This is a genomic window from Dokdonia sinensis (assembly GCF_003688895.1).
Taxonomy (GTDB): domain Bacteria; phylum Bacteroidota; class Bacteroidia; order Flavobacteriales; family Flavobacteriaceae; genus Dokdonia; species Dokdonia sinensis.
Window position 1 is genome coordinate 69,057 of record NZ_REFV01000006.1, and the last position, 24,360, is coordinate 93,416.

Here is a 24,360-nt window from a genome sequence, read left to right on the forward strand (position 1 = left end):
AAATGACAGCGTTCTCCCCTAAAAATTTTAAGCAATTACTAGGCTTATTCTTTTTCTTGCCTCTGCTTTTAGCTGCTCAGGAAGACATTCATCTGGATAATACCACTGCACTGGTAGAAATAGGAGCGAAGACTCAGTTCTCCGAAGATGTTACGGGTGAACTTACGATAGAGGAAATTGCGAGTGATGTGTACGAACCACAATTCCAAGCCTACACACAGGATGCAATAAATTTTGCTGGAACCGCATCTGCATATTGGCTCAAGTTTGATATTACTAAAGAAATTCCAGGTGATTTTTACCTCAATGTAGGCTCAGCATATATTGATGCAGTGGGCCTGTACGAGTTTGATAGCAATGATAATCTAATATCAACACGTCTTACGGGCGACGACTTACCCTTTAATAGTAGAGAAATAAATGTAGGGAGCTATCTTTTTAAACTAGATTATGATCAGGGAGCTACGCATACATTTTATCTGAGGGTAAAAAGTAACCAACCTTTGTTCTTTCCCTTGCGAGTGGGGACACTGGATAAATTTATGACCTTCAACCACAACCTAGATTTCTTACAGGGAATTTACTTTGGGTTTATGTTGCTTATTTTCTTGTATAATTTATTTCTGTATTTCTCTACCAGAGAGCGCATTTACCTATACTACATCGCTTATGTTTTTAGTATCACTTGGTTTATGGCGTCAATATTTGGTTATTTCTTTGAGTATTTCTGGCCAGAAACGCCGTTTCTTAATCAAATAGTTGTTGTAAGTTCTGGCTTGACAATGATTACAGCAACTTTATTTACTCAGAAGTTTTTAAATACAAAGTATGCAAGCCCTAAAATGCATCTGGGCTCAATGATTTTCTTAGTCCTAGGGGTCATCGTTTGCATACTTGTAATTCTAGGATATAGGATATCTGGTTTAAAACTTGCGCAAGGCGGCCTATTATTTATGGCTATTTACTTTATGATTCTCGGTATTCGTTTTAAAATTAAGGGATATCGACCAGCAACTTTTTACTTATTTGCCTGGGGAGCTCTCATCGTAGGAATTGTATTTGCCATTTTAGAATCTGTAAACGTTGTACCGGTGATGTCGTATCTCAATGCGATGCAAATAGGGTCTGCACTGGAAGTATTACTGTTATCGTTTGCGCTAGGAGATCGTATAAATTTATACAAAAGACAGAAAGAGGAAGCCCAGGCCATCGCGTTGTATGAATCTCAGGAACGTGAAAAAATGATACAAGAGCAAAATATCATTTTAGAGCGTATGGTAAAAGAGCGCACGGCAGAGGTTGCTGCAAAAAATGAAAAACTGATAGATCTTAATAGGGAAAAAGATATGCTGGTGAACGTCGTGGCGCACGACTTAAGAACACCATTAAGCCACATTAGGATGTTAATCCAGCTCATAGATATGACTTCTCTAGAACTTACGGAGGATCAGGTTTCTTATTTAACAGAGATAGACAACTCTGCAGACCGTCTTTCCCAGCTTATAAGTAGGATACTCGACATTCACGCGCTAGAGACGAATCAAATCAAACTTAAGAATCAACTTCTAGATGCTTCCAGTGTAGTACAGGAAGTCACAAAGAGTTTTCGCCTCGCTGCCGAAAACAAGGATATACGTATTTTAACTACTGCTCAGTCAGGAAATCACATTATAGAGGTAGACAAGAACTACCTGATACAAGTCATAGAAAATTTGCTTTCTAATGCCATTAAATTTTCAGAAAGAGATAAAAGCATCCACATTGAAGTAAATACCAGAGAGGATCGCACATATATTTCTATTAAAGATCAAGGACCAGGGATAAGCGAGGCCGATCAAAAAAAGCTTTTTGGTCGGTTCCAAAAACTGAGCGCGCAGCCTACAGATGGTGAGATGTCTATAGGTTTAGGCTTATCTATTGCCAAAAAGTATGTAGAGTCTATGGACGGCAGCATACACTGTGAGAGTAAACTCGGGATAGGGACGGAGTTTATCGTTTCTTTTGAGAGTAGAGGAGAGGCGTATAAGGTGTAGTTCTTACATCTTAATTTGCCCTGTTATTTAGGTTTGTATAAGGGTAGGGTTTACGCTTTCGCGAAAGCGTACAAAAACAAATAATCATTTTTAAGTATGCTGGTTGTAACTCTGTAAGTACGATCGTTGCTTGCAGTATTTTATGTAAATTCAGGTTAAAACAAGCGTGTTGTCTTATTTTTGTCATACAAGTACGAAGTATAAATTCCCAAATTTGTTAGAAAAAAGACAGCAATTCCCTCAAGAGGAACCTATGACGACAGACTATTTCATTTACTGCCTAGAAGGTGTTCTTGATGTAGAGATAGACGATGCTACTGAAACTCAGAAGAGTCTTGAACAATTAACCAGACAATATGGTGTGGCGAGCATTCATAAAACGTGCGACACGATAGAAGGACTGGAAGACAGCCTAAATGCACTCGTGCTCGACGATCATCATTTTAAAGATTATGAGATTATCTATTTGATTATGAGGGGTGAAGCAAACAGTATTTGCCTTAATGATTACTACTACAGCTTACAAGAAATTGCAGAAATATTTGAAGGTAGATTAGCTGGAAAAATTTTGCATTTTTCAAACGCAAAGGTGTTAGATTTAGACGAGGAAGAAGCGCAATATTTTCTGGATGTGACTGGCGCAAGAGGAATCTCTGGTTACGGAAATGAATATAAGGGAATCGCGAGTTCAAACCTCGATAAGGTTTTCTTTCATCTATTTAAGGAAGATGATGATATGCTGGAGGTTGTAGAGGAGTTACACCAGCGGCATTATGAGGCATGTAAATTGCTGGATTTTAGATTGTATTATTGAGAGAGAACGCCAAAGAATAAACTAACAAATCCAACCCTTGGAATATCAATTTTTAGAAGAAGCCAAACGAGAATTAGTTAACGGACACGCTAAAAAGCGTCATCCGTTTCGGTATTTTACTTTGGCTACTATTGAGGATGGCAAACCCCGACAACGCACCGTTGTACTTCGTAAAACACTGATCGATTTAAGTCTGGTATTTTTCACCGACAGTAGAACTCAAAAAATAGAGGATCTAAAGCAGCAAAATGTTTGCAGTGCGTTATTCTATCACCCGAAACAATTACTACAGCTACGTATAACGGGTAAGGCTGAATTGATTACCGATAAAGATGAAATAGCCACCTATTGGCATACCGTACAAGAATCTTCTAAAAAGGATTATACCACAGACCGCGCACCAGGAACCGCAATTAAAAATCCTGACTTGGTCTCCTATTCAAAAGAAGATGCACATTTCTGTCCCGTAAAGATCATCCCGACTTCTATAGAATATTTACGCTTAAAGCGTCCTAATCATATTCGTGTTCTGTTTACAAAGAAAGATGATGATTGGTCTGGGGAGTTTTTGGTGCCTTGATATGAGATAGTTATACAGGTATAAATAATTTAACAGGCTCTAAATTAGAGACTACGCGAATTCTCATAGTAATAAGGTAATCTTTAAAGATTGCTAATAGAAAATATAATAAGAAAAATTATGAAGAAAATAATATTGATTTTAGTTTTAGTAGTTTCAATGGGTGCAGTTGCACAGGAAACTGATTATTCAGTATCATCATATATAGATGAAGGTTTTAAAGCGCCAAATACCCATTATATTGGAGAAGCCTGGCTGAATAGAATTTTACAAGAGGGTGATGACTTACCTTATAATCTTGTAAAAGCTACCTTCAAGGCAAATTCAACGTTAGACTGGCATAAGCATGGTACAGCTCAAGTATTGATTATAGTTGAGGGGATAGGGTATTATCAAGAAAAAGGGAAAGAACCTTACCTAATGAAAACGGGAGATATTATTAAATGCCCTAAGAATACGGAACATTGGCATTCCTCATCTACGGATAATGACGTTACGTATTTAGCGCTTTACAGTGGAGAAATCCCAACGGAATGGACTCAAGTCGTTACTCAAGAGTATTATGATGGTGTTGCTGAGAAGCTTAAAAATGAATAACCTGAGTTTATAGTAGCCTTGTTTTTTTTCTTTTTTAAATCAAAGAGAAAAGAAACGATAACTTTTGAGGCTAACTCAGTTTTAATCTATTTGACATAATAAAAAAGCTATCACAAAAGAAATTATAGACAAAAGAACTACAAGAGTAAGTGTATAGAAATTTCTTGTTGGCGAAAGCGTTGGGCGAAATTTTATACTCTTAGGACAAACCAAGCCTATAATTCTCTTAAAAACTTTTTATAGCACAATTATCAATAATACGCGAGTATTTGAAGCTAGAGATAAAATGCTTTGTAGCGCTGGCGAGCGCTGGCGAGCGTTGGCGAGCGTTGGCGAGCGTTGGCATATTATGTTTTAAAAATTTATGGCGAAAGCCTAAATCTTTTAAATAAAACAATCGTGCGTAATTGCAGCGGCAATTTGCACATAACGACTAATTATAGTACAATTCTAACGATGGTTAATGATAGCACAAACTAAAATGGTCAATGACCGCCAGACCAAGCTGTAAATGAGTCATAACAAATAATCTTGTGGTATTTTACATAATATAGAATTATAGCTACACAGTTTGATTAAACCAAGTGCACAATGGCCAGCGCACCAACTCGCAGCCATATGCAAATGTCCCGTGGACATTCACATATAATCTCGTGTACTATAATTAATATTATGTAAAATAGAATATTCCAAAACTTACTTTTTCTTATAATAGCCAATCCCAACACCCAACCCTGCTTCATCAGAGTGATTTGTATCTTTTAAAATTTGCAAACCATTCTCCCCAGCTAATCTATTTACCAAACACAAACAAATAGCATCCACAATATCATCGCGCTTTACGTTTTTTCTTAATTCGCTTGATAAAATATCGTCATATAGTTTTCGGACATTTGTTTCAAAACATTCTAGAATTTGTAATCGTTCCTCAATTCCTGCTGTCATAGACTTTCTGGATTGTATAACTTCCCCAGCAAGATATTTAAAACACAATTCTGGATGACTCTCATAAATGGTCAGATCATAATGCTTAAAATCTTCACTTAACAGGAATTCATCTACCTCCTTAATTTTAGGCATAATGTTTAGACTTTGTTCGGAAAGGCTTTTTCCAGTGAATTTTATGTTTATTTCTCTGGCTTGCGCTTTGTCTGTTGCCCTGGTTGCAGGTCTTGCGGGTGCGTTAAAAACGGTAGAGCTACGCTTACCTAGTTCTGCACGCATTGTAGCTTCTATGGTTCTTGTGAAGTTTTCTGTTGTCAGACCTATGGGAATGTCTACTAAAATTCTGCAATTTGGAATATGTAATGCAGCTATATCTTCAAAGTTTTTGAGTACGGTGTGTTTATAGAATTCACCGTCATAATAAACAAGCAGCCACCCACTCTTACAACCGTCGATGCCTGCGTATATCATAGAATTTGTAGTTTTTATGACCTTTTAGATGTATTTGAAATCGTGGCAATTTTCGCGAACCTGCCTGTCCGGAAGGCAGGAGCGTAACCATCACAACCCTTCTATCGCCCCATCTAACCATATAAGCCTGTCACTTATCCAGTTCTTGAGATAATCCACTTCGTCATTATACGTTTGTCCCACAAAATTATTGGGCCATACGTACTGTCCTAAAACCTGCCATCTATTAAAGTTAGCCTCTACAGCGCCGCCAGTTTCCATAAGGGCTATATAATTGTCTATCTTTCCTATCATATTATTTTCGGCAAATGTTGAGGCTCTTAAATTTGTCCAGCGTTCTTTAAGTTGCGTTACAAACGTAGGGTCTTTCAGCAATCTATCCCACCAGAATGGCGTTTGCCAGACGTCTGTAGGGCAACGCTCATTAAATTTATATCCCCAAACATTTGTTGCACCACCGTCACAGTAGTCTGCATTCCCAAAGGCGAGATTAAAATCCCATATTGGTCCCATTCTAAGCTTTTCATTTTTATCTTTTGTGAGCCAGGTGCTCAGTCTGTAGCCATCTACGTTGTTAGACACCTCTGTTAAAAGGAAAAAGTCTATAAAACTGTCTACATCTATATAATTGCGATATCCCACAGCAGGATCCATAAAATCATCAGACGCTAGCGCATCTTCAAAAGCGGCTACGTATTGTGAGATATATGTTTTCTGCTCTGGCGTTATATCCTCAGCATCTGGGTCGTCGTATAAAAAATTAATATCCTGTCCAGCTTGCGCATTTAACGGCTCATAAATAGAACGAAAAGAATTAAATGGAGTGTACGATGTTTCGTCAAAACCATCTGCTTTATCAAGTTTAAGAATATAACCACCCGTAAGGTCCTCCCCGCTGTTCTCGTCCTCCTTTAACTTGTTAATGTTTATACGATTATCGTCACGCTTGAGTTTTTCCATAAACACATACACACCGTTATAGGCATCATTTATGCGTACTTCAACAAGTTTTGATCTGCTCGCATAACGTCCCATATCGTTAGACAACTCGTAAATTAAATGATTGCGCACTAGCGACTTATCACTATACGGCGCGTACAGAATCCAGTCTTCCTCCTCCGGAAATCCCATTAATGAGACATCTACATCCTCATTAGCGTCATCCCGGGTTTCAAAACCAAATTGTTTTTTAGGAAATAACTGTGAAGACGACCCTCTTATCTCGATGCCTATTGCTCCCGTATGCGTGATATTTCCAGCTTCAGTAATCGTGAGTTGTGCATCAATTTTGGGCTCATCTACTATGTTTGCCCCGTTGGTATTAATCTCAAAAAGAGGTAATCTATCTTCGGCCGCAATTTCTTGCATTGCTCCATCGTCATCAGTATTTGCGCCAGTATCTACCCCATTATCATCGCTACAGGCCGTCAGCAATAGAAGGAAGGTAAAACAGATTGTATATAATTTCTTGAACATAATATTTAATTTAAATGTGTCTACCGTTTTAAAAATACAATATATACAGTAGTATAACTATCGCTTTTTCAGAGTATTTGAATAAATCGTATAAGCCTGATTTATAATGTTAAGTATACCGCTTTCGCGAAAAAGCGCTTCCTCCCTACTCTTTTAATAATTTGTGTAAGTCCTCAATATCTTTTGCAATTAACTTTTTTGCTCTAAATAATTCTGCATAATAAGAGTCATACATAACAAGCTGAAGGTATGCAATGCGATTTCTAAAATCGCTACTCTCACTAAAATAGGTTTTACAGTCTTCATCGCATTTACTTTGTGTAATATAATCTGCAAACCAAGGCTTGGTATCTTTTAGATAATTAAGATTATCAAACATTGTTTTTGTGATTACCTCGTCGTTAAAATCTCTTGACTGACTCAAAAATTTATAGTGAGCAGCTATTTTTTGAAAAATTTCTTCTGAAATCACATTTTCAGTATCCATCGACGCTACAAGGTTGAGAACAGTATCGTCCAGCGTCGGAAGTGTAGCACTTATCATCATATCAGGACATCCATTGCAGTTAAGAATAGGCCCGTTAGAGGGTGTTAAGTAGAGAATGGTATCGATGGTTTCTTCTAGATAATCCCACGCTTTTAGCACATTACTCATTTCTAATGTATCAGAAGCCATCAATTTCAGAAGCTTTTGAGATTTTTGACGATTTAATGCTTCTTTTTGATACTCTTGGTTTTTGTTATTTACGGTAAGAGCTATCAAAATTCCAACGACCACTAAAAAGATCTCGCCAATGGCGTATAACAGATATTTCTGAAATCCCTTTCTAGGAATTAATCTTTCGCGAAAGCGCTTAAAAAATTTCATACCCCAAGTTACTAATTTTTTGAAAGCTCTAGAATGACCAAATACCTATATTTGCCCACTTATAAATGCGCTGTTTTATTAGGTTCTCTATTAAAAATGCCAAAACCTAATAAATGTCAAAATTACCCAAGCAGCATAAATTTATTGATCTCTCTGATTATGGACGCCCCATCGCGCGTTTCATAGCGATGCAACTTAAGAATACTGCCTTTACCCCCATACACGTTACTTGGCTTTTTGTTGTTTCTGGTCTCATTGGTATTGCGTTTATTTACTTAGGCTATTACTTTTTAGCCGCTTTTTTCCTGATCTTAAAATCCATTCTTGACGCAGCAGATGGCGAACTCGCACGTGTAAAGAAAACGCCTTCGTACACGGGACGTTTCTTTGACTCTATATCTGATATTATTTTGAATGCGATTATCCTCGGGACAATAGGGACTTTGACAAATACTCCTATATACTGGACATTTTTAGCCTTTTTGGGAATCCAACTACAAGGAACTTTGTACAATTATTACTACGTCATCCTGCGCAACCAGTCTGACGGAGATACAACAAGTCGTATTTTTGAAACAGATATCCCCACAGCATTACCTGGCGAAAAACAGGAAACAGTAACGCTCCTATTTAAAATATACAAAGCGCTCTATGGCGCTTTTGATTATACAATTTACAAGTTAGACCCCAATGCTCCTAAGGGAACAAACTTTCCTAATTGGTTTATGACAGGTCTATCTACTTTCGGGCTAGGTTTCCAGCTACTCCTTATCGCTGTTTTTCTCGTGACGGGAAATATTGAGTATATTATTCCATTTTTTATAGGATATACTGTGATGGTTTTAGTCTTTATCATTTTAAGAAAAGGCCTGAACAAACCTGAACGTGTCCCTATGAAAAGATGATTTAGAGGTTTTGAGCGTTTAAAAATGCGTATTCTTAATACCTTCTATTGCCATACAGCAACAGCCTCGTCGCGCATCTTCTGACTCATATTAAAATCTGCATCTCTTTGTGCATCACCGTACGCATAGTACATATCAGCATACACAAATCCTGCCTTTTTAGCATCTGCTGCAGAGACTCCATAATAGATTTGGTCAAACTTTGCCCATTTCATTGCTCCTAGGCACATCATACAGGGAACACAACTGGTATAAATGTCACAGCCTTTTAGCGTTTTAGACTGTAAGGTCGCGCAAGCCAATTGTATGCAACGCAACTCCGCGTGTTGTGTACAATCATTATCACCGTTTACTTCATTATGACATTGTGCGATGACTTTGCCATTCTGGACAATTACGCACCCAAAAGGTCCTCCTCCATCAGCCTCTTTTCCAGTAATTGCTAGGTCTATAGCGACTTTCATAAATTTTTCTTGGTACATTGTCTTGCGAATTAAAAAGGTTACTAAAGAACATAAATTCAGATTGTCCTAAGTAACCTTCTGTTGTAATTTAATTACAAATGTTTAAAGCCTATTAATCTCTTTATCTCAAAATATTTCTATTTCTGTACAGGCTCTAACCGCGGATAATCAATGTAGCCTTCTTTTCCAGGTGTGTAAAATGTATCTGGATTTGGATCTGCTAGTTGTTCATTCTCTTTCATACGATACACCAAATCAGGATTTGAAATAAACGGACGTCCAAAGGCAACTAAATCTCCCTTATCATCTTGTACATCATTATTGGCACTTTCTTTATCATAACCACCGCTTAAAATTACCGTATTAGGGAAAGTACTGCGTACCATTTCTCTAATGTTATATGGTAATGCAGGCGCTCCCATCGCCTCGTGATTTACAAGGTGCATATAGACGATGTCTCTTTTTGCAAGTTCCTCGGTTAGATAAGTATACGTTTCCTTTTGTCCTTCAAAGGGTCCTAAGTCATTCATCGCGCCGTTTGGCGAAATACGAATACCCACTTTTTCCTTTCCTATCGCTGTAACAACACTATCTATAACCTCTAGCGTAAGACGACATCTGTTTTCATCTGAACCTCCATAACTATCTGTTCGAGTATTCGTTCCAGGATTTTGGAATTGATCCAGTAAATATCCATTTGCAGCGTGTACCTCTACCCCATCAAAACCTGCGGCAATTGCATTTTTTGCAGCCTGTGCGTATTCTTCGATAACGTGTTTAATGTCCTCAACTTCCATCGCAGTAGGTTTTGGGATTTCTAGTTCTCCCTTTCCATCTACGTACATTTTTGTTTCCTCTGGCTGTATTGCGCTGGGCGCATATACTGTGCTTCCTTCTGGCATATTATCTGGATGGGATACGCGGCCCGTGTGCATCATCTGTAAGAATATCTTCCCACCATTTGTGTGTACTGCATCTGTTACTACTTTCCAGTGTTGCACTTGTTCCTCGTTGTAAATCCCAGGAATTCGTGGGTAGCCAACTCCATTAGGCGATGGCGCTGTTCCTTCGGTTATAATAAGACCGGCAGTGGCGCGCTCTCCATAGTAGGCTGCCATGATAGGTGTGGGAATATGGTCTGCTGTGGCACGTGATCGTGTGAGCGGACACATTACAATTCTATTTTTTAGTTGGATATTCCCCAGTGTATAGGGTTCAAAAATATTTTTCTCTGTGCTCATAATTGTTTTTTTTATAAAGGTAAAAGTGTATTGAGCATAAGTGGGTTAATATGCCGTTAAAGCATACTTTTAATTATGTTAATTCTAACTGCCTCATAAATTTAAAACCATAGAAACTACTTATAGATGTATAGCAATACTTCTGAATCTATTTCTAACTACTGCAAGCGAAAACATTAATTTTGCACAATGCAAAAAACCAAACAATCGCAAGCAGGATTCGTAGCCTTAATGGCTGCATTGATGTCTGTAACAGCCCTTGCGATAGATGCGCTACTCCCAGCATTAGATACCATAGGGATTGCCATAGGCACAGAAACCCCGGCAGATAATCAACTGCTCATTACAATGATATTTATGGGGTTGGGAATTGGTCCGCTGGTTTTTGGGCCACTTTCTGATGCTTATGGACGCAAACCTTCCGTGTATATCGGATTTGCTATTTTTATTCTCGCTAGTTTTATCTGTGTACATGCAGAAAGTTTAGGCGTGATGATCATAGGCCGTTTATTGCAGGGCGTTGGGCTTTCGGCGCCACGCACGATATGTATTGCGATTATCAGAGATCTTTTTGACGGGGATTATATGGCGCGCATTATGTCTTTTGTGACTGTAGTTTTTCTACTCGTTCCTATCGTCGCTCCGGCTATGGGGAAGGTAATTTTAGACGCTTATGACTGGCAAAGTATCTTCTACGTACAAGTCATTATAAGTTTACTTGTTGCCCTGTGGTTTTGGCGGGGACAGCGGGAGACTTTGATAGAAGAAAAACGAATCCCCTTCGGCACAAAGCGCATTATCAAAGGATTTAAAGAAACTATTAAGTATAAGCGAACAATGGGCTTTACCATTATTCAAGGATTTATTGTCGGGTCATTCCTAGTATATCTTAGTGCTTCTCAACAAATTTTTGAAGTACAATATGGTCTCAAAGAAGAGTTTCCGTACATCTTTGCAAGTCTGGCCATTGCCATAGGGTGTGCGATATTTTTAAATGGTTCATTCGTCGTACGGTTCGGGATGGAAAAATTGGTGACGCTTGCCCTCATTGGCTTTTTTATTATTTCGCTCTTGTATTTGATTTTGTTCTATCAAGGCAATCGTCCTGAAGTGCTGATGCTCATTGGTTTCTTTGCATTGCAATTTTTCTTTATTGGCTTTCTCTTTGGTAATCTACGGGCACTCGCAATGCAACCCGTGGGTCATATCGCAGGAATAGGCGCAGCCATCACAGGGTTGATTTCCACGCTTATGGCGGTGCCCATCAGTACATTCATCGGGCGTTATGTGGAGTTTACGACCTATCCCCTATTTATCGGGTTTTCTGTTTGTGCGGGGATTTCGCTCGTCATTTTATACTTTTTAAAGCGAGATGCAAAGGCTAATCTGGTCTTGAAAACTTCCTAATGTTACAATATTTGCTTTTACGCTCTTGAAACAAGTTCAGAGTAAATTTCGCGAAAGCGGAAAAAATATACATCGCAGGAGGCTTTAACCTACTCAATGAATTAAAAGAATATCGGGATAAACATATCGCCATTCCCTTAGAAAGAATGCACGATGACCAAGCTTTCCGAATCAAATCGTATGGTTTATAGGTCTATTCTTGATCCATTTCTTTAATAGTCCCGTCATAGCGTATCGCATTGCGCTGTGAACTATTAATTGAAATTCTGGCCGATCGATTTCCAAAAATGGTCATAAAAACCTGATAAGCTTCCGTGCGCTCAGCTATATTAAAGCGAATTTTGATACTGTTATTCTCCTGATTTACGACCTCTTCATAATCCACTGGAATACCACTAAAGGAAATTCCGGTATCCGTACTATTGAAACTGGAAATCTGTCGTTCGCCAAAAAATGGTAAGTAACCAGAAATACTGTCATTCTTAAAACGAATAAAATTAGGATTCCCTATAAGATTCACCCGACCACTAGAATTCCCGATTCCTAATAATCCTGAATTTGCAATTTGATTGAGGGAATTGGTATTTAGCGGGAATGCCCAGTCTGCAATAAACTCAAACTGCTTTTCGGCGACGAGCGAATTTGTTGCTTGGAATTGCTCTGGAGTAACTGCTGTTTTAGAGCTTTTGCAACTTATCAGACACATTATAAAAAGTGACAGGAATGCTAGATTTTTCATACTTAAATTTAGGTATTAAAACACAAAGATGATGCCCAAAATAGACATCATCTTTTTAATAATTTGCTGATGGTTTTGAAAGAATTACTCTTTGACCACCATTACAGATTTTATGTTTACAAATTCTTTAAGTCCGAAGCCTCCGTGTTCTCTACCATAACCCGAGTCTTTTACACCACCAAATGGCATCATAGGTTGCGCGAGACCGTAAGAATTTATAAACACCATCCCGGTGTCAAAGTGCTTTTGAGCTAGTTCTATCGCACCCTTCTCGTCCTTTGAGAATATGCCTCCTCCGAGGCCAAATCTACTATCGTTTGCTATGCGCATTGCATCTTCGTTGTCTTTTGCTCTTATGAGAGATGCTACAGGACCAAAAAGTTCCTCATCGTAAGCAGGTTGTCCTGGTTTTACATCACTCAGTACGGTGGAAGGATAGAAATAACCCTTGCCATCTGGAATCTCGCCTCCTACTTCTATTTTGGCACCATTTGCAACACTCTTTTTAACTTGATCGTGTAGTTCATTTCTTAAATCTTCCCTCGCTATCGGCCCTAGATCCGTAGAGGTATCAAAAGGATTTCCCATTTTTACCCCAGACATTCCTTTTATAAAACCTTCCTTAAATTGTTCATATACCTTATCGACCACGATAAATCTTTTGGCCGCGATACAGGTTTCTCCATTATTAATGATACGCCCTTGCACACAGGATTCGACCGCAGTTTTTACATCGGCATCGTCTAGTATGAGGTAAGCATCATTACTACCCAATTCCATCACTGTTTTTTTGAGTGCTTTTCCAGCTTGTTCTGCAACTTTACGTCCGCCAGCAGAACTTCCAGTAAAAGTCACCCCACGAACTTTTTCGTTTGCAATTACCGTATTGGATTGGTCGTGTGTTATAATTAATACCTGAAATAGATCTTTAGGAACTCCAGCATTTTCAAGGACTTCTTTCACTTTAAGAGCGGAGCCTGTTACGTTTTCGGCGTGTTTGAGTAGGACGCCGTTTCCCGCGAGAAGATTAGCAATAGCAACTCGTAGCGGTTGATAGGTTGGAAAATTCCACGGTTGTATACTGTAAATAATTCCCTCGGGCGAATATGTGATGATTCCTTTCCCTCCGTTTGAAGTTTCACGCTCTTCTGGGGCTAGCTCTTTTGGTCCATTTGTAGCCGTATATTGAGCGATGCCTATGCAGAGGTCGATTTCGCTTTCGCCTTGAGCGCTCGGTTTCCCCATCTCATTGGTCATAAGTTGTACGAGCTCTTGCTTTTGTTTACTCAGTTGTTCTCCTATATTCTTAATGATTTGTGCTCTTTCTTCTATGGGAGTTTCCTTCCATTTTTTAAAAGCCCTATGACAACTATTTATTGCTGTCTCTACTTCATCATCATTCATATATGTATATGAAGTTATTGTCTCTTCGGTATAAGGGTTTACGGTCATAAATCCTCCTTGTATCTCTCTATCCATAGCTATTGTTTTGGTTTTATATAAAATTAGCTCTGAATTGAAATGGAAGATGTTCTTTTAATATTTTTTGGGAATACAATTAATAGAGAATTAACGAAACTAGGGCATAAAAAAGCTCCCTTTTAAAGAGAGCTTAGTATTGTGTAATCGTAAATGAGTTCATCTTATTCTTTTTTATCATCTAAATGTAAATCTCCATCTTCATCCAGCACAAATTCTTCTTTGGGGATTATACGTCTAAAGTTAGACGAACGACGATATGGGTCTTGAAAGTCTGCGTGTTTTTTCTTTTTTGTTGGTTCCATAGCACTTGGTTTTTTAAATTAGGGCAATAAAGATATCTAATAATTAGATACGCAACATTCTAAAAATTAGTTAATTGTGTGAATTTAACAGGAGAATCTACTTATTGAACCCTACTTCTAGACGCACCTACAATTCCTTCTCTAGGAACATTTATGTAAACTATCGCATCAAGTTCATCATTAATTGAAACCCAACTAGGCAACTCGAGTTGCAGGTTTTTCTTTGCTTCGGCAGATTTACGTTGCGCAAAATTTGCAACGATATGAGTGTTTATTAATGTTTTGTTTCTGTTTTCGCCCCGCTTAACTTCGGTAGCCTTTTCCCTAACTGCGATGGCGTATGTGATTTGGGCATTGTACGGTAAGGAACCAAATTCAACGAGTAGATTGACCTTATTCTCCTTACGCGTCGCTCCATCTATAACCACATTTACCTTTTCCTTTCGGTCACTATGTTTTATGATGGCATCCTTCATATGATGCTCGTTAGACCCTGTAAAATGTACTTGTTGGTTAATAATGGCTTGCGGAGTATATACGGATGTGAGGTTATACGCTTTCGCGAAAGCGTACTGCTTCTCTGTATTTAGTTTAGAACCAAAAGGATCCTTCCAGCCGATATAATCCCAATAATCCACGTGATAAGAAAGGACAATGACATCGTCGCCGTATTCTTGAGAGACTTCGTCTAATAGCGCATCTGCAGGCGGACAACTGCTACATCCTTGAGATGTAAATAGCTCGATAACCACGGGCTGTTGCGCAAAATTTATAAAAGAAGTAAGTATTAAAAGGGAAAACAGAAATTGCTTTAAAGACATAATAGAATATTAGATATTCTAAGTCGAAAAATATCGATTCTTCTTACAATTTAGGAACACAACTTAATATTGTAATGACTCGTAACGCGCATATTGTTTTTCGGTTAAAATCACCTTAAGCTGATGGTCAAATCGCTTTTTACGCTGTTCCCAACTCTCGTTAGTTCCATTGACTTTTTTGAGTAGTTTTTCAACTTGTGCTTCCTGGGCTTCGTCCAGTTCTAAAGCGCGGTGATACGTTTCAACAGGGGTTTTAAGAGACAACGCTATTTTTTGTTTAGAAATTTTAGATGAGGAATCTTTTGGAGTATAAGACATACGTTGCGCACTTACGCTAGAGAGCGCAAAACAAAGTATGAGTACTGTCCAAAATAATTTCATAAATCATTGTCTATAGTCAATTAAAGATATGAGAAAAATCTTTTGAAATAAGTTAAAATGCTGTAAATCAATAAAAAAGGGGCGTTTGCCCCTTAATTTTGTTTCAATACTATTCTCTCAAATCATTTTAAGCCGAATTACGACTAGCATTGATGTTCCCAAACAAGCTACGGGTGACCATTTGCTCAAAAGTTTCAAGCGCTTTCTTATCTCCGTTCTCTTTTTGAAGTTTTTGTATTTCTCGCAAAGCGTATTGCTGTATGGTCAATAAGGGTAACACAATGCGTTCCCGTTCTTGAATAGAAGCTCTTCCTGCCTCCTCATTATCCATTAATTCCTTGAGCCCTGAAACCTCGAGCATCAAGCGTTTACTGCGCTTATATTCTTCAAAAATCATCTTCCAGAATGGCCCAAACTCCTCGTCATTCTCCATATAAGCAGTTAAACCAAAGAATGACTTTGTAAGGCTCATCATACTATTTTCCAGTAGTGTGCGGAAAAATGAATTGTTCTTGTAGAGAACTTTCACTTCGTCCAGTCGACCTGCTTTTTCAAATTTTTCTAAGGCCGTCCCCACGCCATAAAAACCTGGGACGTTTTGTTTGAGTTGGCTCCAAGAACCTACAAATGGTATTGCTCTTAGATCTGAAAATACGAGTTCGCTATTTTTTCCGCGCTTACTTGGACGGCTACCTATATTTGTTTTTGCATAATACTTAAGTGTACTCATACGCTCCAAATATGGCAAAAATTTAGGATGCTTTTTAAATGCGGTGTACGCCTCATAACTAGCATCTGCTAGTTCTTGCAACGTCATTCTGTCTCCATAGGACAATTCATTCTCTCCAGAAGCAAAAACCTGATTTGCCACACCACTACTTAGTAGTTGCTCAAGATTATATTGGCAAGAATCTAAGGTTCCAAAATTAGAACTAATGGTCTGTCCTTGTATGGTAAGTTGAATTTCCTCAGCCTCAATATTTGAGCCTAGCGAGGCGTAAAACTGGTGGGTCTTCCCTCCTCCTCTAGCTGGTGGTCCTCCACGACCGTCAAAGAACATTACCTTCACGCCGTGCTCTCTAGAGATTTTTGTGAGCGCTTCTTTGGCCTTAAAAATACTCCAGTTTGCCATCAGATATCCACCATCCTTTGTTCCGTCAGAGAAGCCTAGCATTATCGTTTGCTTCATTCCGCGACGTTTGAGGTGCCCTAGATATGATGGGTTTGTGTAGAGTTCCTCCATAACTTCTGGAGCTTCTACAAGATCTGGCACCGTTTCGAAAAGCGGAACTACATCTGCCGTGGGTTGTTTCCAGTCACATAAACGCAAGAAAGTAAACGCTTGCATCACGTGTAATGCCTTTTGAGAGTTACTTATAATGTAACGATTTGAGGCACGCTCTCCATTTTCGGCCTGTATGGTTTGCATTGCATAGATGGAACCCAGTGTCTTGTTGACCACTTCGTCGTCAAAGTCTTCTGGACTCAACTGCCCTTCTATATTGTTGAGGAATTTAATCTGTTCAGCTTCAGACTGCTCTAAATAACCTTCGGGAAAGAGTTGCTTTCCCTCTGCTTTTGCATTACTCACAATATGTTCAAAGACCTGCTTATGGATACTGGAATCTTGACGAATATCAAGAGTCGCAAAGTGCAATCCAAACAATTCTACCTTATGAATCAAGCTATTCAACTTCTCTATATATAGGCTTTGATGCTTCTCTTTTACCAGCGAGCGGACTTCCTTAAGCGTCTTCAAAATAGAATCCTGAGTAATTTTTACAGCACCTGTTTCAAAAATCGCCTCATACAAGTCTGCTTCCAGTTTTGCCAGCGGTGCTTCGGTGCCCACAAAGGTTATTCTTCTGCGCACGGCTCTGAGTTCGCGATAGTAGTTGCGTAGCACAGAGCTTCGCAGTCTACGCGCTACTTTTAACGTGATTTCGGTGGTGACAAATGGGTTTCCATCGCGATCCCCACCCGGCCAGAATCCTAAATCTATCACCGTATTATCAAAACTTTCATCTTGAATCAAGTGTGTATGCAGGTAATCATAAATATGACCCGCACTATGATAAAATACATTTTCCAGATACCAGATAAGGCTCACCGCTTCATCATAAGGCGTAGGTTTCTCTTTCTTGAAGAAAGGCGTTTTCCCGAGCTGAGCCAGCAAGGTGCGGATGTCGTCTAGATTATTTTGACGTATCGCCTCGCTCAAATCATTTATAATTCCTAGCACTACACCAGGATAAAACTGCGTAGGATGTGCCGTGAGCACAGGGCGAATTTTAAACTTATTCAGATACGAAATCAATTCCTCCTTTTTGCCCAGCGCCTCAGCCTCTTCCTTGATATTACGTAGGGTTCCGCGACCGTCCATATTATTTACAACACGGTAACTTGCATCCTCTATGGCGTCAAAAAGCACTACCTGACGCTCAATATATTGTATGAAGCGGAACAGCAAATCGTTGCGCTCCTCCACCGTCGTATCTCGCATATAACGCTCAAAAAAGTATCCTATGATTTCCGTGGGGTTCTTATTTTCGGCGTATCCCTTTTTACAGATACTATGAAAAAGCGGAAGTAAAACTCCCGTATTTGTGACCTCGTCAAAGGGCAACGTCATAAAAATCCCATTGTACACATCGTACTTGGCTTTTACGTTGGTATTAAATCGTTCTACTTTAGGCAGTCTGGACATTTTGATTCAGTTTTACTGTGAATTTATCGAATAAAATACGCCTTTACTATTCTTTAACCAAGATTTCACAATTTCCCAAAAAACTAGCGTTATCAATAGGTAATCTGTACTTTAGTGCTTTGAATTTTACGTTTATGCAAATGCCAAAATGGTTATTCTTTCTGGTTCTTTTTTCCGCTGTTGCGCCTTCCCGCCGAAAAAAAATTAAGGTTTACGCTTTCGCGAAAGCGTTATCACTTTTAGTGCTCCTTTTTATAGGTGGGAAAGCGTACTCCCAAGACCTCGCCGTGCTCAAATATAAAGGCGGTGGCGACTGGTATAGTAACCCGACTGCGGTGCCCAATCTGATAAAGTACTGCAACCAAAATATAAACACGGCGATGAATGAAAAGCCCGAAACCGTGGAGCCAGGAAGCGTCGATATTTTCCAATTTCCATTGCTCCATATGACTGGTCACGGAAACGTTCTTTTTAACTCCGAAGACGCCGAAAATCTGCGCAATTACCTAGAAAGTGGCGGATTCATACACATAGACGACAACTACGGAATGTCAGAATACTTGCCAAAAGAGCTTAAAAAAATTTTCCCAGACCAAGAATTACAGGAATTACCGGCAACACATCCCGTATTCTCAACTGCTTATAAATTCCCACAGGGTTTACCTAAAATTCACGAACACGACGGCAAGCGCCCACAGGCATTGGGCCTGTTTTTTGAAGAAAGACTAGTATTACTATTTACGACCGAAAGTGACCTAGGCGACGGCTGGGAAGACCCAGAAGTACACGGTGACCCGGAGTCCGTACGTCAACAAGCACTACAGATGGGGGCTAATATTGTGAAGTATGCTTTTGAGAATTGAAAGTTGAGAAAACACTTCTTGACGTGCGAACATTCTATGATAGGTAAATTTTACTCATTAAACATACCATTTACCTCATTCTAGTTTTAGAATATTAGATTAATGTGTAATCTTCAAGAAATCATAAATTAGAAAATGAAATTACTTATTCGATTAGTATTCTTGACCTTGACGATTGGATGTGGTGCGCAAACTACTGAAGAAAATACGTTAAGAAGATTTCTTAAATCACATTACGAAAAACAACATTTTAATAAATATGCCGGAGATATTAAAGTTAATGCCATAAATGAAGTTGAAGAAATTGATGAGGTACAGTTGTTTTATGATAACAAATCATTCAAATTATCTGGAGTAAGTGAAACATTAAAACTGATTTTTGAGAAGGGTATTTTATACCCACAATTAATTAGCGGATTTACTACAGAGCCTCGCAAGACTGATGAAGAACTTGATTCTCTTTCTATTTCAGAAAAAGTATTTTATGAAATGAGTAGAGGCGATAATCTTGGTATAATGAACCTAGAGGAACTTGAGTTTCTTTCTGATTCTCCGAAAATTAAAAGATTTCAATTTTGGTTATGGTTTCCAAAAACCGCTAATCCAAGAGTTTATTTATTTGAATTAACAAACGAAGAGGCTACCGATAATACTGAATTGAATGAGTTTATAGAGAATTCTAGTCTAACATTTTTAAAAATGTATAATATTTTGATTTAGTTGGAACATAGTTGACGCAACTAATAATGTATGATTCTTATATAGTTTCGCTCACTCATAGACTTTAGCGGAATTTCTCTTAGATTTAATTTTTGCAAAATTTTAAACCTTAAACCCTTCAAACCTTCCCTTTTGCTCAAAAAACTTAAAATCCTACTCTTCTCCCTACTCGCTATAGGTGGGATAACCGTCATTTTTGTGTACGGACTGTCCAGTCATATTGAAAAGAGTACGAGTGAGAAAATTTTTGCGAAAGCAGAAGATTTACCTTCCTCCTACACCGTCATCGTTTTGGGCGCGAGTGTAAAAGCAAACGGAAACCTTTCTACAATCTTAAAAGACCGGGTGGAGAGCGCATTGTTTTTATATAATGAAGGGAAAGTAAAACGCTTCCTACTTTCTGGAGACAACGGCTCCAAAGATTATAACGAGCCAAAGGCAATGAAAGCCTACCTGCTTGAGCGTGGCGTGCCAGAAGACCATATATTTTTAGACTACGCGGGTTTTGACACCTACGACAGTCTGTATCGTGCAAGTGCGGTCTTTCAAGTAAAAGATGCGATTGTGGTGACGCAAAATTTCCACTTACCACGGGCGATTTACATTGCAAATGACTTGGGACTGAATTACGTGGGCTACGTGGGCGACAAGCATATTTACAGCCACGAAGCCTCAAACAAGAAACGAGAATTACTGGCAAACGTAAAGGCATATCTCGAACTCACATTCAATAAAGAGCCCACTTATCTAGGCGCCAAAATCCCCATAGACGGCCCGCCACAATCCACATACCAAAACTAATAATCATTCGTTTTTCTATATGTAAAAACTACTGTAGTTTTACATTTGTAACCTAAACCACTCACAACTGCGTGTACGCTATCCTAAAACGTGAAATAACCGCTTTTTTTGTCTCACCCATCGGGTATTTAGTCATCGGGTTGTTTCTTGTGGTTACTGGATTGTTTCTTTGGGTTTTTGAAGGGCCTTTTAATATTGCAGACACCGGATTTGCAGACCTTGCACCATTTTTCTTGCTTGCGCCGTGGGTCTTTGTGTTTCTCATTCCGGCGGTGACTATGCGCAGTTTTAGCGATGAGCAAAAGGCGGGAACGCTAGAATTATTGCTTACCAAACCCATCACAACATTACAGCTTACACTTGGCAAATACTTGGGAGCACTTACGCTTATCGTTATTGCACTTATTCCCACGCTCATTTACGTGGTTGCCATCTACCAGCTGGGGAATCCCGTGGGGAATCTGGATGTGGGCGTGACCATAGGTTCTTATATTGGGTTATTGTTGCTTTCGGCTTCTTTTACGGCGATTGGCGTGTACGCCTCTACCCTATCTGACAACCAGATTGTGGCGTTTATAATTGCCGTGTTTTTGTGCTTCTTGCTGTATTTTGGTTTTGAAGGTTTTGCAAATTATAACCTGCTGGGCTCTGCAGATGCGTTTATTCAGAATCTGGGAATGCAAGCCCATTATGACAGCATAAGTCGTGGAGTTATAGACACTCGTGACATCATTTATTTCATCAGTATTATCATCGTTTTTATATTTCTGACGGTGCAACGGTTACAAAAAATGCGATAAGTACACTTTCGTGAAAATGTTTAAATCCATACCCGCTCTTCTTATTGCCATTGTGGCTTTAGTCGTGATAAATGCCCTAGCATCATTAGCGCATAAGCGGTATGACCTTACCCAAGACCAGCGATACACGCTAAGTGATCCCGCCAAAGACGTACTGGACCAAATTCAAAGTCCGCTCATAGTAGATGTCTTTTTAGAAGGCGATTTCCCTGCGGAATTTAAACGGCTCCAAAACGAAACCCGCTACCTCCTAGAAGAAATAAACGACTATAATCCCAATATTAAGTTTGCCTTTTCAAAACCTGTGGAAGAAGGAGCAAATCCTGACCAAATCGCACAGCAATTTGCAGATTTTGGGATGCAACCCGTAAACCTTACGGTAAAGAAAAACGGGAAGGAAACCCAAGAGCGTATATTCCCCTACGCCACCGCAAACCATAATGACAAAGCGGTACCTATTTCTTTATTTAAAAATATTATGGGTGCGCCACGAGAGCAAGTGGTGTATGCTTCCATTCAAAATCTGGAATATCAATTTATAGATGGCTTTAATAAGCTCATCAACGCAAAATCAAAAAGAATAGCAGTACTGAGAGACAATGGCGAACTTCCAGATGCCCGCATTGCAGATATGTTCCGTACGCTGGGAGAGACATACTCCATCGCCCCATTCCCAATGGATGCGGTTGAGAAAGATGCCGAAAAGGCATTGAAAGCCCTGAACAACACCTTTGATCTTATCGTTGTCGCCAAACCCACAAAAGCATTTACCGATGCTCAAAAATACGTGCTAGATCAGTACACAATGAATGGCGGAAACTCGCTCTGGCTTCTAGACGCCGTAGCAATGGAAACGGACAGCCTGCGCAACGAGAGTGGACAAACACTTTCCTTCCCGCGCGAGCTCAACCTAAATGATATGTTCTTTAAGTATGGCGTACGTATCAATCCGCTATTGATTAAGGATCTGTATTCTGCTCCGCTTAGTCTGGCTTCTGGTGATGGCTCGCAGTCGCAGTACACGGAGTTACCTTGGTTCTATCAACCATTGGTTGTTGCGCCTAACACACACCCTATTAATACGAATATCGAGCGTCCTATTAAGTTTGAATATGCAAATCAGCTTGAGGTATTAAAAACTGCTCCAGATGTTCGGAAGACGGTGCTTTTGGGGTCTAGCGTGCTTACACAATTAGAAGGTGTTCCCAAAGTTATTTCGCTTGAACAAATTGATATAGAACCAGACCCGAAGCAGTTTTCTGCGGGACCGCAACCTTTGGCCGTACTGCTAGAAGGGACGTTTGAAAGTGCTTTTACAAATAGAGTATTACCTGTTAAAACGGAGGATGTCCGCTTTCGCGAAAGCGGAATAACCCCCTCAAAAATGGTCGTTATTTCAGACGGAGATATCATTGCAAACGCACTGGACCCAAAAGGGCGACCGCTGGAATTGGGGTTTGATTATCTCACAAGAACGCAATATGGCAACAAGGAATTTTTACAGAATACGGTGAACTACCTGCTGGACGACACGGGGCTTATTAACATACGAAGTAAGGAAATTGCATTGCCTTTTCTGGATGTCCAAAAAACTGCGGTGACATTACCTACGTGGCAAGCCTTGACTATCGGGCTTCCGTTAGTGTCTTTGGGGATATTTGGATTTATATTTTACAGTCTGCGCAAGCGCAAGTATGCACGCTAAGTGTTAATAAGTTTGTTTTAAAGACCGTCCCTTTCTAAATATATTTGTAATGCGTGTCGAGCGCAGATGCCACGAAGTTTTTTCGGGCTTATAAGTCAACAGCAAATCATTCCTTATATATGAAATTTATAGTTTCTAGTTCGTACCTACTCAAACAGTTACAAGTATTGGGTGGCGTGATAAATAACAGCAACACCCTTCCTATTCTGGATAATTTCCTTTTTGAATTGGACGGGAATTCTCTTAAAGTTTCGGCGTCAGATCTAGAGACTACAATGATGGCAACCCTTGAGGTGGAGTCACAGGATAGTGGAGATATTGCACTGCCTGCAAAGTTGCTTCTGGATACGCTTAAGACTTTTCCTGAGCAACCACTTACATTCACACAACACGAGAATAATACGGTTGAAATAAGCTCAAACCACGGTAAATATGCGCTGGCTTATGCAGATGGGGCTGAGTTTCCTAACGCGGTTTCTCTGGAAGACCCCAGTACGGTAAATATTCCTGGTCACGTGCTTGCCACTGCGATAACGAATACGATTTTTGCAACAGGAAACGACGACCTTCGTCCTGTAATGAGCGGTGTTTTCTTTCAGTTCTCTACAGAAGGTTTAATTTTTGTTGCTACGGATGCGCACAAACTTGTAAAGTACGAGCGTTCTGATGTGAAAGCTTCGCAAACGGCAGAATTTATTATGCCTAAAAAACCTTTAAACTTGCTTAAAGCAATCCTAGGCGGTAGCGAAGAAATGATTGCGGTGGAATATAACGAGTCTAATGCTAAGTTTACTTTCGAAAATACAGAGCTTGTTTGTCGTCTTATCGACGGGAAATATCCTAACTATGAGGCGGTGATTCCTAAAGAGAATCCAAATAAACTGACGATAGACCGCAATCAATTTTTAAATTCTGTGCGTCGTGTGTCTATTTTCTCAAATAAAACCACGCATCAAATTCGCTTGAAGATTGCAGGTGCCGAGCTTAATATTTCGGCAGAAGATATTGATTACAGCAACAAAGCTGAAGAACGTCTTACTTGCGATTATCAAGGAGACGATATGCAGATTGGGTTTAACTCTCGCTTCTTAACAGAAATGCTTAATAACCTGAATGCGAGTGATGTTTCGGTTGAAATGTCACTACCTAACCGCGCGGGAATCCTCACTCCTATCGATGGACTAGACGAAGGAGAGCGTGTTACAATGCTCGTTATGCCTGTGATGCTAAATAACTAA

The 24,360-nt window shown here is 39.4% G+C and carries 23 protein-coding genes; 12 read left to right on the forward strand and 11 right to left on the reverse strand.

What is annotated here, in order from left to right; translation table 11 throughout:
* The first annotated feature begins 2 nt into the window (after nucleotides 1-2).
* The 4 genes from EAX61_RS07660 (at nucleotide 3) to EAX61_RS07675 (ending at nucleotide 4,024) form a co-directional block, all read left to right on the forward strand.
* Complete coding sequence (locus EAX61_RS07660) at nucleotides 3-2,033, forward strand: sensor histidine kinase (protein WP_121917093.1); 2,031 nt, start codon at nucleotides 3-5, stop codon at nucleotides 2,031-2,033.
* A gap of 214 nt (nucleotides 2,034-2,247) precedes the next feature.
* Complete coding sequence (locus tag EAX61_RS07665; protein WP_121917094.1) at nucleotides 2,248-2,847, forward strand: DUF6642 family protein; 600 nt, start codon at nucleotides 2,248-2,250, stop codon at nucleotides 2,845-2,847.
* Nucleotides 2,848-2,884: 37 nt separating this feature from the next.
* Nucleotides 2,885-3,427 carry a pyridoxamine 5'-phosphate oxidase family protein gene (locus tag EAX61_RS07670; protein WP_121917095.1) on the forward strand — a complete coding sequence of 181 codons (543 nt, stop codon included), beginning with the start codon at nucleotides 2,885-2,887 and terminating at the stop codon, nucleotides 3,425-3,427.
* A gap of 120 nt (nucleotides 3,428-3,547) precedes the next feature.
* The gene (locus EAX61_RS07675) at nucleotides 3,548-4,024 is read left to right on the forward strand and encodes a cupin domain-containing protein (RefSeq protein WP_121917096.1); all 477 of its coding nucleotides are present in this window, start codon (nucleotides 3,548-3,550) and stop codon (nucleotides 4,022-4,024) included.
* A gap of 696 nt (nucleotides 4,025-4,720) precedes the next feature.
* Here EAX61_RS07675 and EAX61_RS07680 read toward each other — a convergent pair.
* From EAX61_RS07680 to EAX61_RS07690, 3 genes are all read right to left on the reverse strand, one after another.
* Nucleotides 4,721-5,440 carry a DUF429 domain-containing protein gene (locus EAX61_RS07680; protein WP_121917097.1) on the reverse strand — a complete coding sequence of 240 codons (720 nt, stop codon included), beginning with the start codon at nucleotides 5,438-5,440 and terminating at the stop codon, nucleotides 4,721-4,723.
* Nucleotides 5,441-5,530: 90 nt separating this feature from the next.
* The gene (locus tag EAX61_RS07685) at nucleotides 5,531-6,916 is read right to left on the reverse strand and encodes a CotH kinase family protein (RefSeq protein WP_121917098.1); all 1,386 of its coding nucleotides are present in this window, start codon (nucleotides 6,914-6,916) and stop codon (nucleotides 5,531-5,533) included.
* A 145-nt stretch (nucleotides 6,917-7,061) separates the two neighbouring features.
* Nucleotides 7,062-7,784, reverse strand: a complete 723-nt coding sequence (locus EAX61_RS07690; RefSeq protein WP_121917099.1) for a hypothetical protein — start codon at nucleotides 7,782-7,784, stop codon at nucleotides 7,062-7,064.
* Between the two features lie 113 nt (nucleotides 7,785-7,897).
* On the opposite strand from EAX61_RS07690, the gene EAX61_RS07695 reads away from it, so the two are divergent.
* Nucleotides 7,898-8,689, forward strand: coding sequence for a CDP-alcohol phosphatidyltransferase family protein (locus tag EAX61_RS07695; protein WP_121917100.1), 792 nt, complete (start codon nucleotides 7,898-7,900; stop codon nucleotides 8,687-8,689).
* 44 nt (nucleotides 8,690-8,733) lie between these two features.
* Here EAX61_RS07695 and EAX61_RS07700 read toward each other — a convergent pair whose 3' ends face one another.
* Both EAX61_RS07700 and EAX61_RS07705 read right to left on the reverse strand, forming a co-directional pair.
* The gene (locus EAX61_RS07700) at nucleotides 8,734-9,171 is read right to left on the reverse strand and encodes a nucleoside deaminase (protein ID WP_236642003.1); all 438 of its coding nucleotides are present in this window, start codon (nucleotides 9,169-9,171) and stop codon (nucleotides 8,734-8,736) included.
* Nucleotides 9,172-9,290: 119 nt separating this feature from the next.
* The gene (locus EAX61_RS07705; RefSeq protein ID WP_121917101.1) at nucleotides 9,291-10,394 is read right to left on the reverse strand and encodes an alkene reductase; all 1,104 of its coding nucleotides are present in this window, start codon (nucleotides 10,392-10,394) and stop codon (nucleotides 9,291-9,293) included.
* Between the two features lie 189 nt (nucleotides 10,395-10,583).
* Between EAX61_RS07705 and EAX61_RS07710 the strand changes: the two genes are divergently transcribed.
* Nucleotides 10,584-11,801 (forward strand): multidrug effflux MFS transporter, encoded by a 1,218-nt coding sequence (locus tag EAX61_RS07710; RefSeq protein WP_121917102.1) that lies wholly within the window; start codon nucleotides 10,584-10,586, stop codon nucleotides 11,799-11,801.
* Nucleotides 11,802-11,994: 193 nt separating this feature from the next.
* Here EAX61_RS07710 and EAX61_RS07715 read toward each other — a convergent pair whose 3' ends face one another.
* From EAX61_RS07715 to EAX61_RS07735, 6 genes are all read right to left on the reverse strand, one after another.
* Nucleotides 11,995-12,540 (reverse strand): DUF4251 domain-containing protein, encoded by a 546-nt coding sequence (locus EAX61_RS07715; RefSeq protein WP_121917103.1) that lies wholly within the window; start codon nucleotides 12,538-12,540, stop codon nucleotides 11,995-11,997.
* Nucleotides 12,541-12,624: 84 nt separating this feature from the next.
* Complete coding sequence (locus EAX61_RS07720; RefSeq protein ID WP_121917104.1) at nucleotides 12,625-14,019, reverse strand: NAD-dependent succinate-semialdehyde dehydrogenase; 1,395 nt, start codon at nucleotides 14,017-14,019, stop codon at nucleotides 12,625-12,627.
* Between the two features lie 164 nt (nucleotides 14,020-14,183).
* On the reverse strand, nucleotides 14,184-14,324 hold the full coding sequence (locus tag EAX61_RS16455) for a hypothetical protein (RefSeq protein WP_161555208.1): 141 nt from the start codon (nucleotides 14,322-14,324) through the stop codon (nucleotides 14,184-14,186).
* A gap of 101 nt (nucleotides 14,325-14,425) precedes the next feature.
* Nucleotides 14,426-15,145 carry a DUF1223 domain-containing protein gene (locus EAX61_RS07725; protein ID WP_121917105.1) on the reverse strand — a complete coding sequence of 240 codons (720 nt, stop codon included), beginning with the start codon at nucleotides 15,143-15,145 and terminating at the stop codon, nucleotides 14,426-14,428.
* Between the two features lie 63 nt (nucleotides 15,146-15,208).
* Nucleotides 15,209-15,526: a hypothetical protein gene (locus EAX61_RS07730; RefSeq protein WP_121917106.1), complete on the reverse strand. Its 318-nt coding sequence runs from the start codon at nucleotides 15,524-15,526 to the stop codon at nucleotides 15,209-15,211.
* A gap of 127 nt (nucleotides 15,527-15,653) precedes the next feature.
* On the reverse strand, nucleotides 15,654-18,233 hold the full coding sequence (locus EAX61_RS07735) for a phosphoenolpyruvate carboxylase (RefSeq protein ID WP_121917107.1): 2,580 nt from the start codon (nucleotides 18,231-18,233) through the stop codon (nucleotides 15,654-15,656).
* A 140-nt stretch (nucleotides 18,234-18,373) separates the two neighbouring features.
* Between EAX61_RS07735 and EAX61_RS07740 the strand changes: the two genes are divergently transcribed.
* The 6 genes from EAX61_RS07740 to dnaN all read left to right on the forward strand — a co-directional run bounded on the left by EAX61_RS07740 (nucleotide 18,374) and on the right by dnaN (nucleotide 24,360).
* Nucleotides 18,374-19,096 carry a DUF4159 domain-containing protein gene (locus tag EAX61_RS07740; RefSeq protein WP_121917220.1) on the forward strand — a complete coding sequence of 241 codons (723 nt, stop codon included), beginning with the start codon at nucleotides 18,374-18,376 and terminating at the stop codon, nucleotides 19,094-19,096.
* A 135-nt stretch (nucleotides 19,097-19,231) separates the two neighbouring features.
* Complete coding sequence (locus EAX61_RS07745; protein ID WP_121917108.1) at nucleotides 19,232-19,816, forward strand: hypothetical protein; 585 nt, start codon at nucleotides 19,232-19,234, stop codon at nucleotides 19,814-19,816.
* A 132-nt stretch (nucleotides 19,817-19,948) separates the two neighbouring features.
* Nucleotides 19,949-20,617, forward strand: a complete 669-nt coding sequence (locus tag EAX61_RS07750; protein WP_121917109.1) for a SanA/YdcF family protein — start codon at nucleotides 19,949-19,951, stop codon at nucleotides 20,615-20,617.
* Nucleotides 20,618-20,688: 71 nt separating this feature from the next.
* Complete coding sequence (gldF, locus tag EAX61_RS07755; protein WP_121917110.1) at nucleotides 20,689-21,417, forward strand: gliding motility-associated ABC transporter permease subunit GldF; 729 nt, start codon at nucleotides 20,689-20,691, stop codon at nucleotides 21,415-21,417.
* Between the two features lie 16 nt (nucleotides 21,418-21,433).
* Nucleotides 21,434-23,122 carry a gliding motility-associated ABC transporter substrate-binding protein GldG gene (gldG, locus tag EAX61_RS07760; RefSeq protein WP_201739433.1) on the forward strand — a complete coding sequence of 563 codons (1,689 nt, stop codon included), beginning with the start codon at nucleotides 21,434-21,436 and terminating at the stop codon, nucleotides 23,120-23,122.
* A gap of 119 nt (nucleotides 23,123-23,241) precedes the next feature.
* On the forward strand, nucleotides 23,242-24,360 hold the full coding sequence (gene dnaN / locus EAX61_RS07765) for a DNA polymerase III subunit beta (protein WP_121917112.1): 1,119 nt from the start codon (nucleotides 23,242-23,244) through the stop codon (nucleotides 24,358-24,360).

Bases quoted from the DNA above. Each gene is read 5' to 3' on its own strand.
- EAX61_RS07730 (WP_121917106.1), bottom strand. From the start codon at position 15,526: ATGAAATTATTTTGGACAGTACTCATACTTTGTTTTGCGCTCTCTAGC.
- EAX61_RS07710 (WP_121917102.1), top strand. From the start codon at position 10,584: ATGCAAAAAACCAAACAATCGCAAGCAGGATTCGTAGCCTTAATGGCT.
- EAX61_RS07735 (WP_121917107.1), bottom strand. From the start codon at position 18,233: ATGTCCAGACTGCCTAAAGTAGAACGATTTAATACCAACGTAAAAGCC.
- EAX61_RS07745 (WP_121917108.1), top strand. From the start codon at position 19,232: ATGAAATTACTTATTCGATTAGTATTCTTGACCTTGACGATTGGATGT.
- EAX61_RS16455 (WP_161555208.1), bottom strand. From the start codon at position 14,324: ATGGAACCAACAAAAAAGAAAAAACACGCAGACTTTCAAGACCCATAT.
- EAX61_RS07660 (WP_121917093.1), top strand. From the start codon at position 3: ATGACAGCGTTCTCCCCTAAAAATTTTAAGCAATTACTAGGCTTATTC.
- EAX61_RS07685 (WP_121917098.1), bottom strand. From the start codon at position 6,916: ATGTTCAAGAAATTATATACAATCTGTTTTACCTTCCTTCTATTGCTG.
- EAX61_RS07720 (WP_121917104.1), bottom strand. From the start codon at position 14,019: ATGGATAGAGAGATACAAGGAGGATTTATGACCGTAAACCCTTATACC.
- EAX61_RS07680 (WP_121917097.1), bottom strand. From the start codon at position 5,440: ATGATATACGCAGGCATCGACGGTTGTAAGAGTGGGTGGCTGCTTGTT.
- EAX61_RS07705 (WP_121917101.1), bottom strand. From the start codon at position 10,394: ATGAGCACAGAGAAAAATATTTTTGAACCCTATACACTGGGGAATATC.
- EAX61_RS07675 (WP_121917096.1), top strand. From the start codon at position 3,548: ATGAAGAAAATAATATTGATTTTAGTTTTAGTAGTTTCAATGGGTGCA.
- EAX61_RS07725 (WP_121917105.1), bottom strand. From the start codon at position 15,145: ATGTCTTTAAAGCAATTTCTGTTTTCCCTTTTAATACTTACTTCTTTT.
- EAX61_RS07695 (WP_121917100.1), top strand. From the start codon at position 7,898: ATGTCAAAATTACCCAAGCAGCATAAATTTATTGATCTCTCTGATTAT.
- gldG (WP_201739433.1), top strand. From the start codon at position 21,434: ATGTTTAAATCCATACCCGCTCTTCTTATTGCCATTGTGGCTTTAGTC.
- EAX61_RS07740 (WP_121917220.1), top strand. From the start codon at position 18,374: ATGCCAAAATGGTTATTCTTTCTGGTTCTTTTTTCCGCTGTTGCGCCT.
- EAX61_RS07690 (WP_121917099.1), bottom strand. From the start codon at position 7,784: ATGAAATTTTTTAAGCGCTTTCGCGAAAGATTAATTCCTAGAAAGGGA.
- EAX61_RS07715 (WP_121917103.1), bottom strand. From the start codon at position 12,540: ATGAAAAATCTAGCATTCCTGTCACTTTTTATAATGTGTCTGATAAGT.
- dnaN (WP_121917112.1), top strand. From the start codon at position 23,242: ATGAAATTTATAGTTTCTAGTTCGTACCTACTCAAACAGTTACAAGTA.
- EAX61_RS07700 (WP_236642003.1), bottom strand. From the start codon at position 9,171: ATGTACCAAGAAAAATTTATGAAAGTCGCTATAGACCTAGCAATTACT.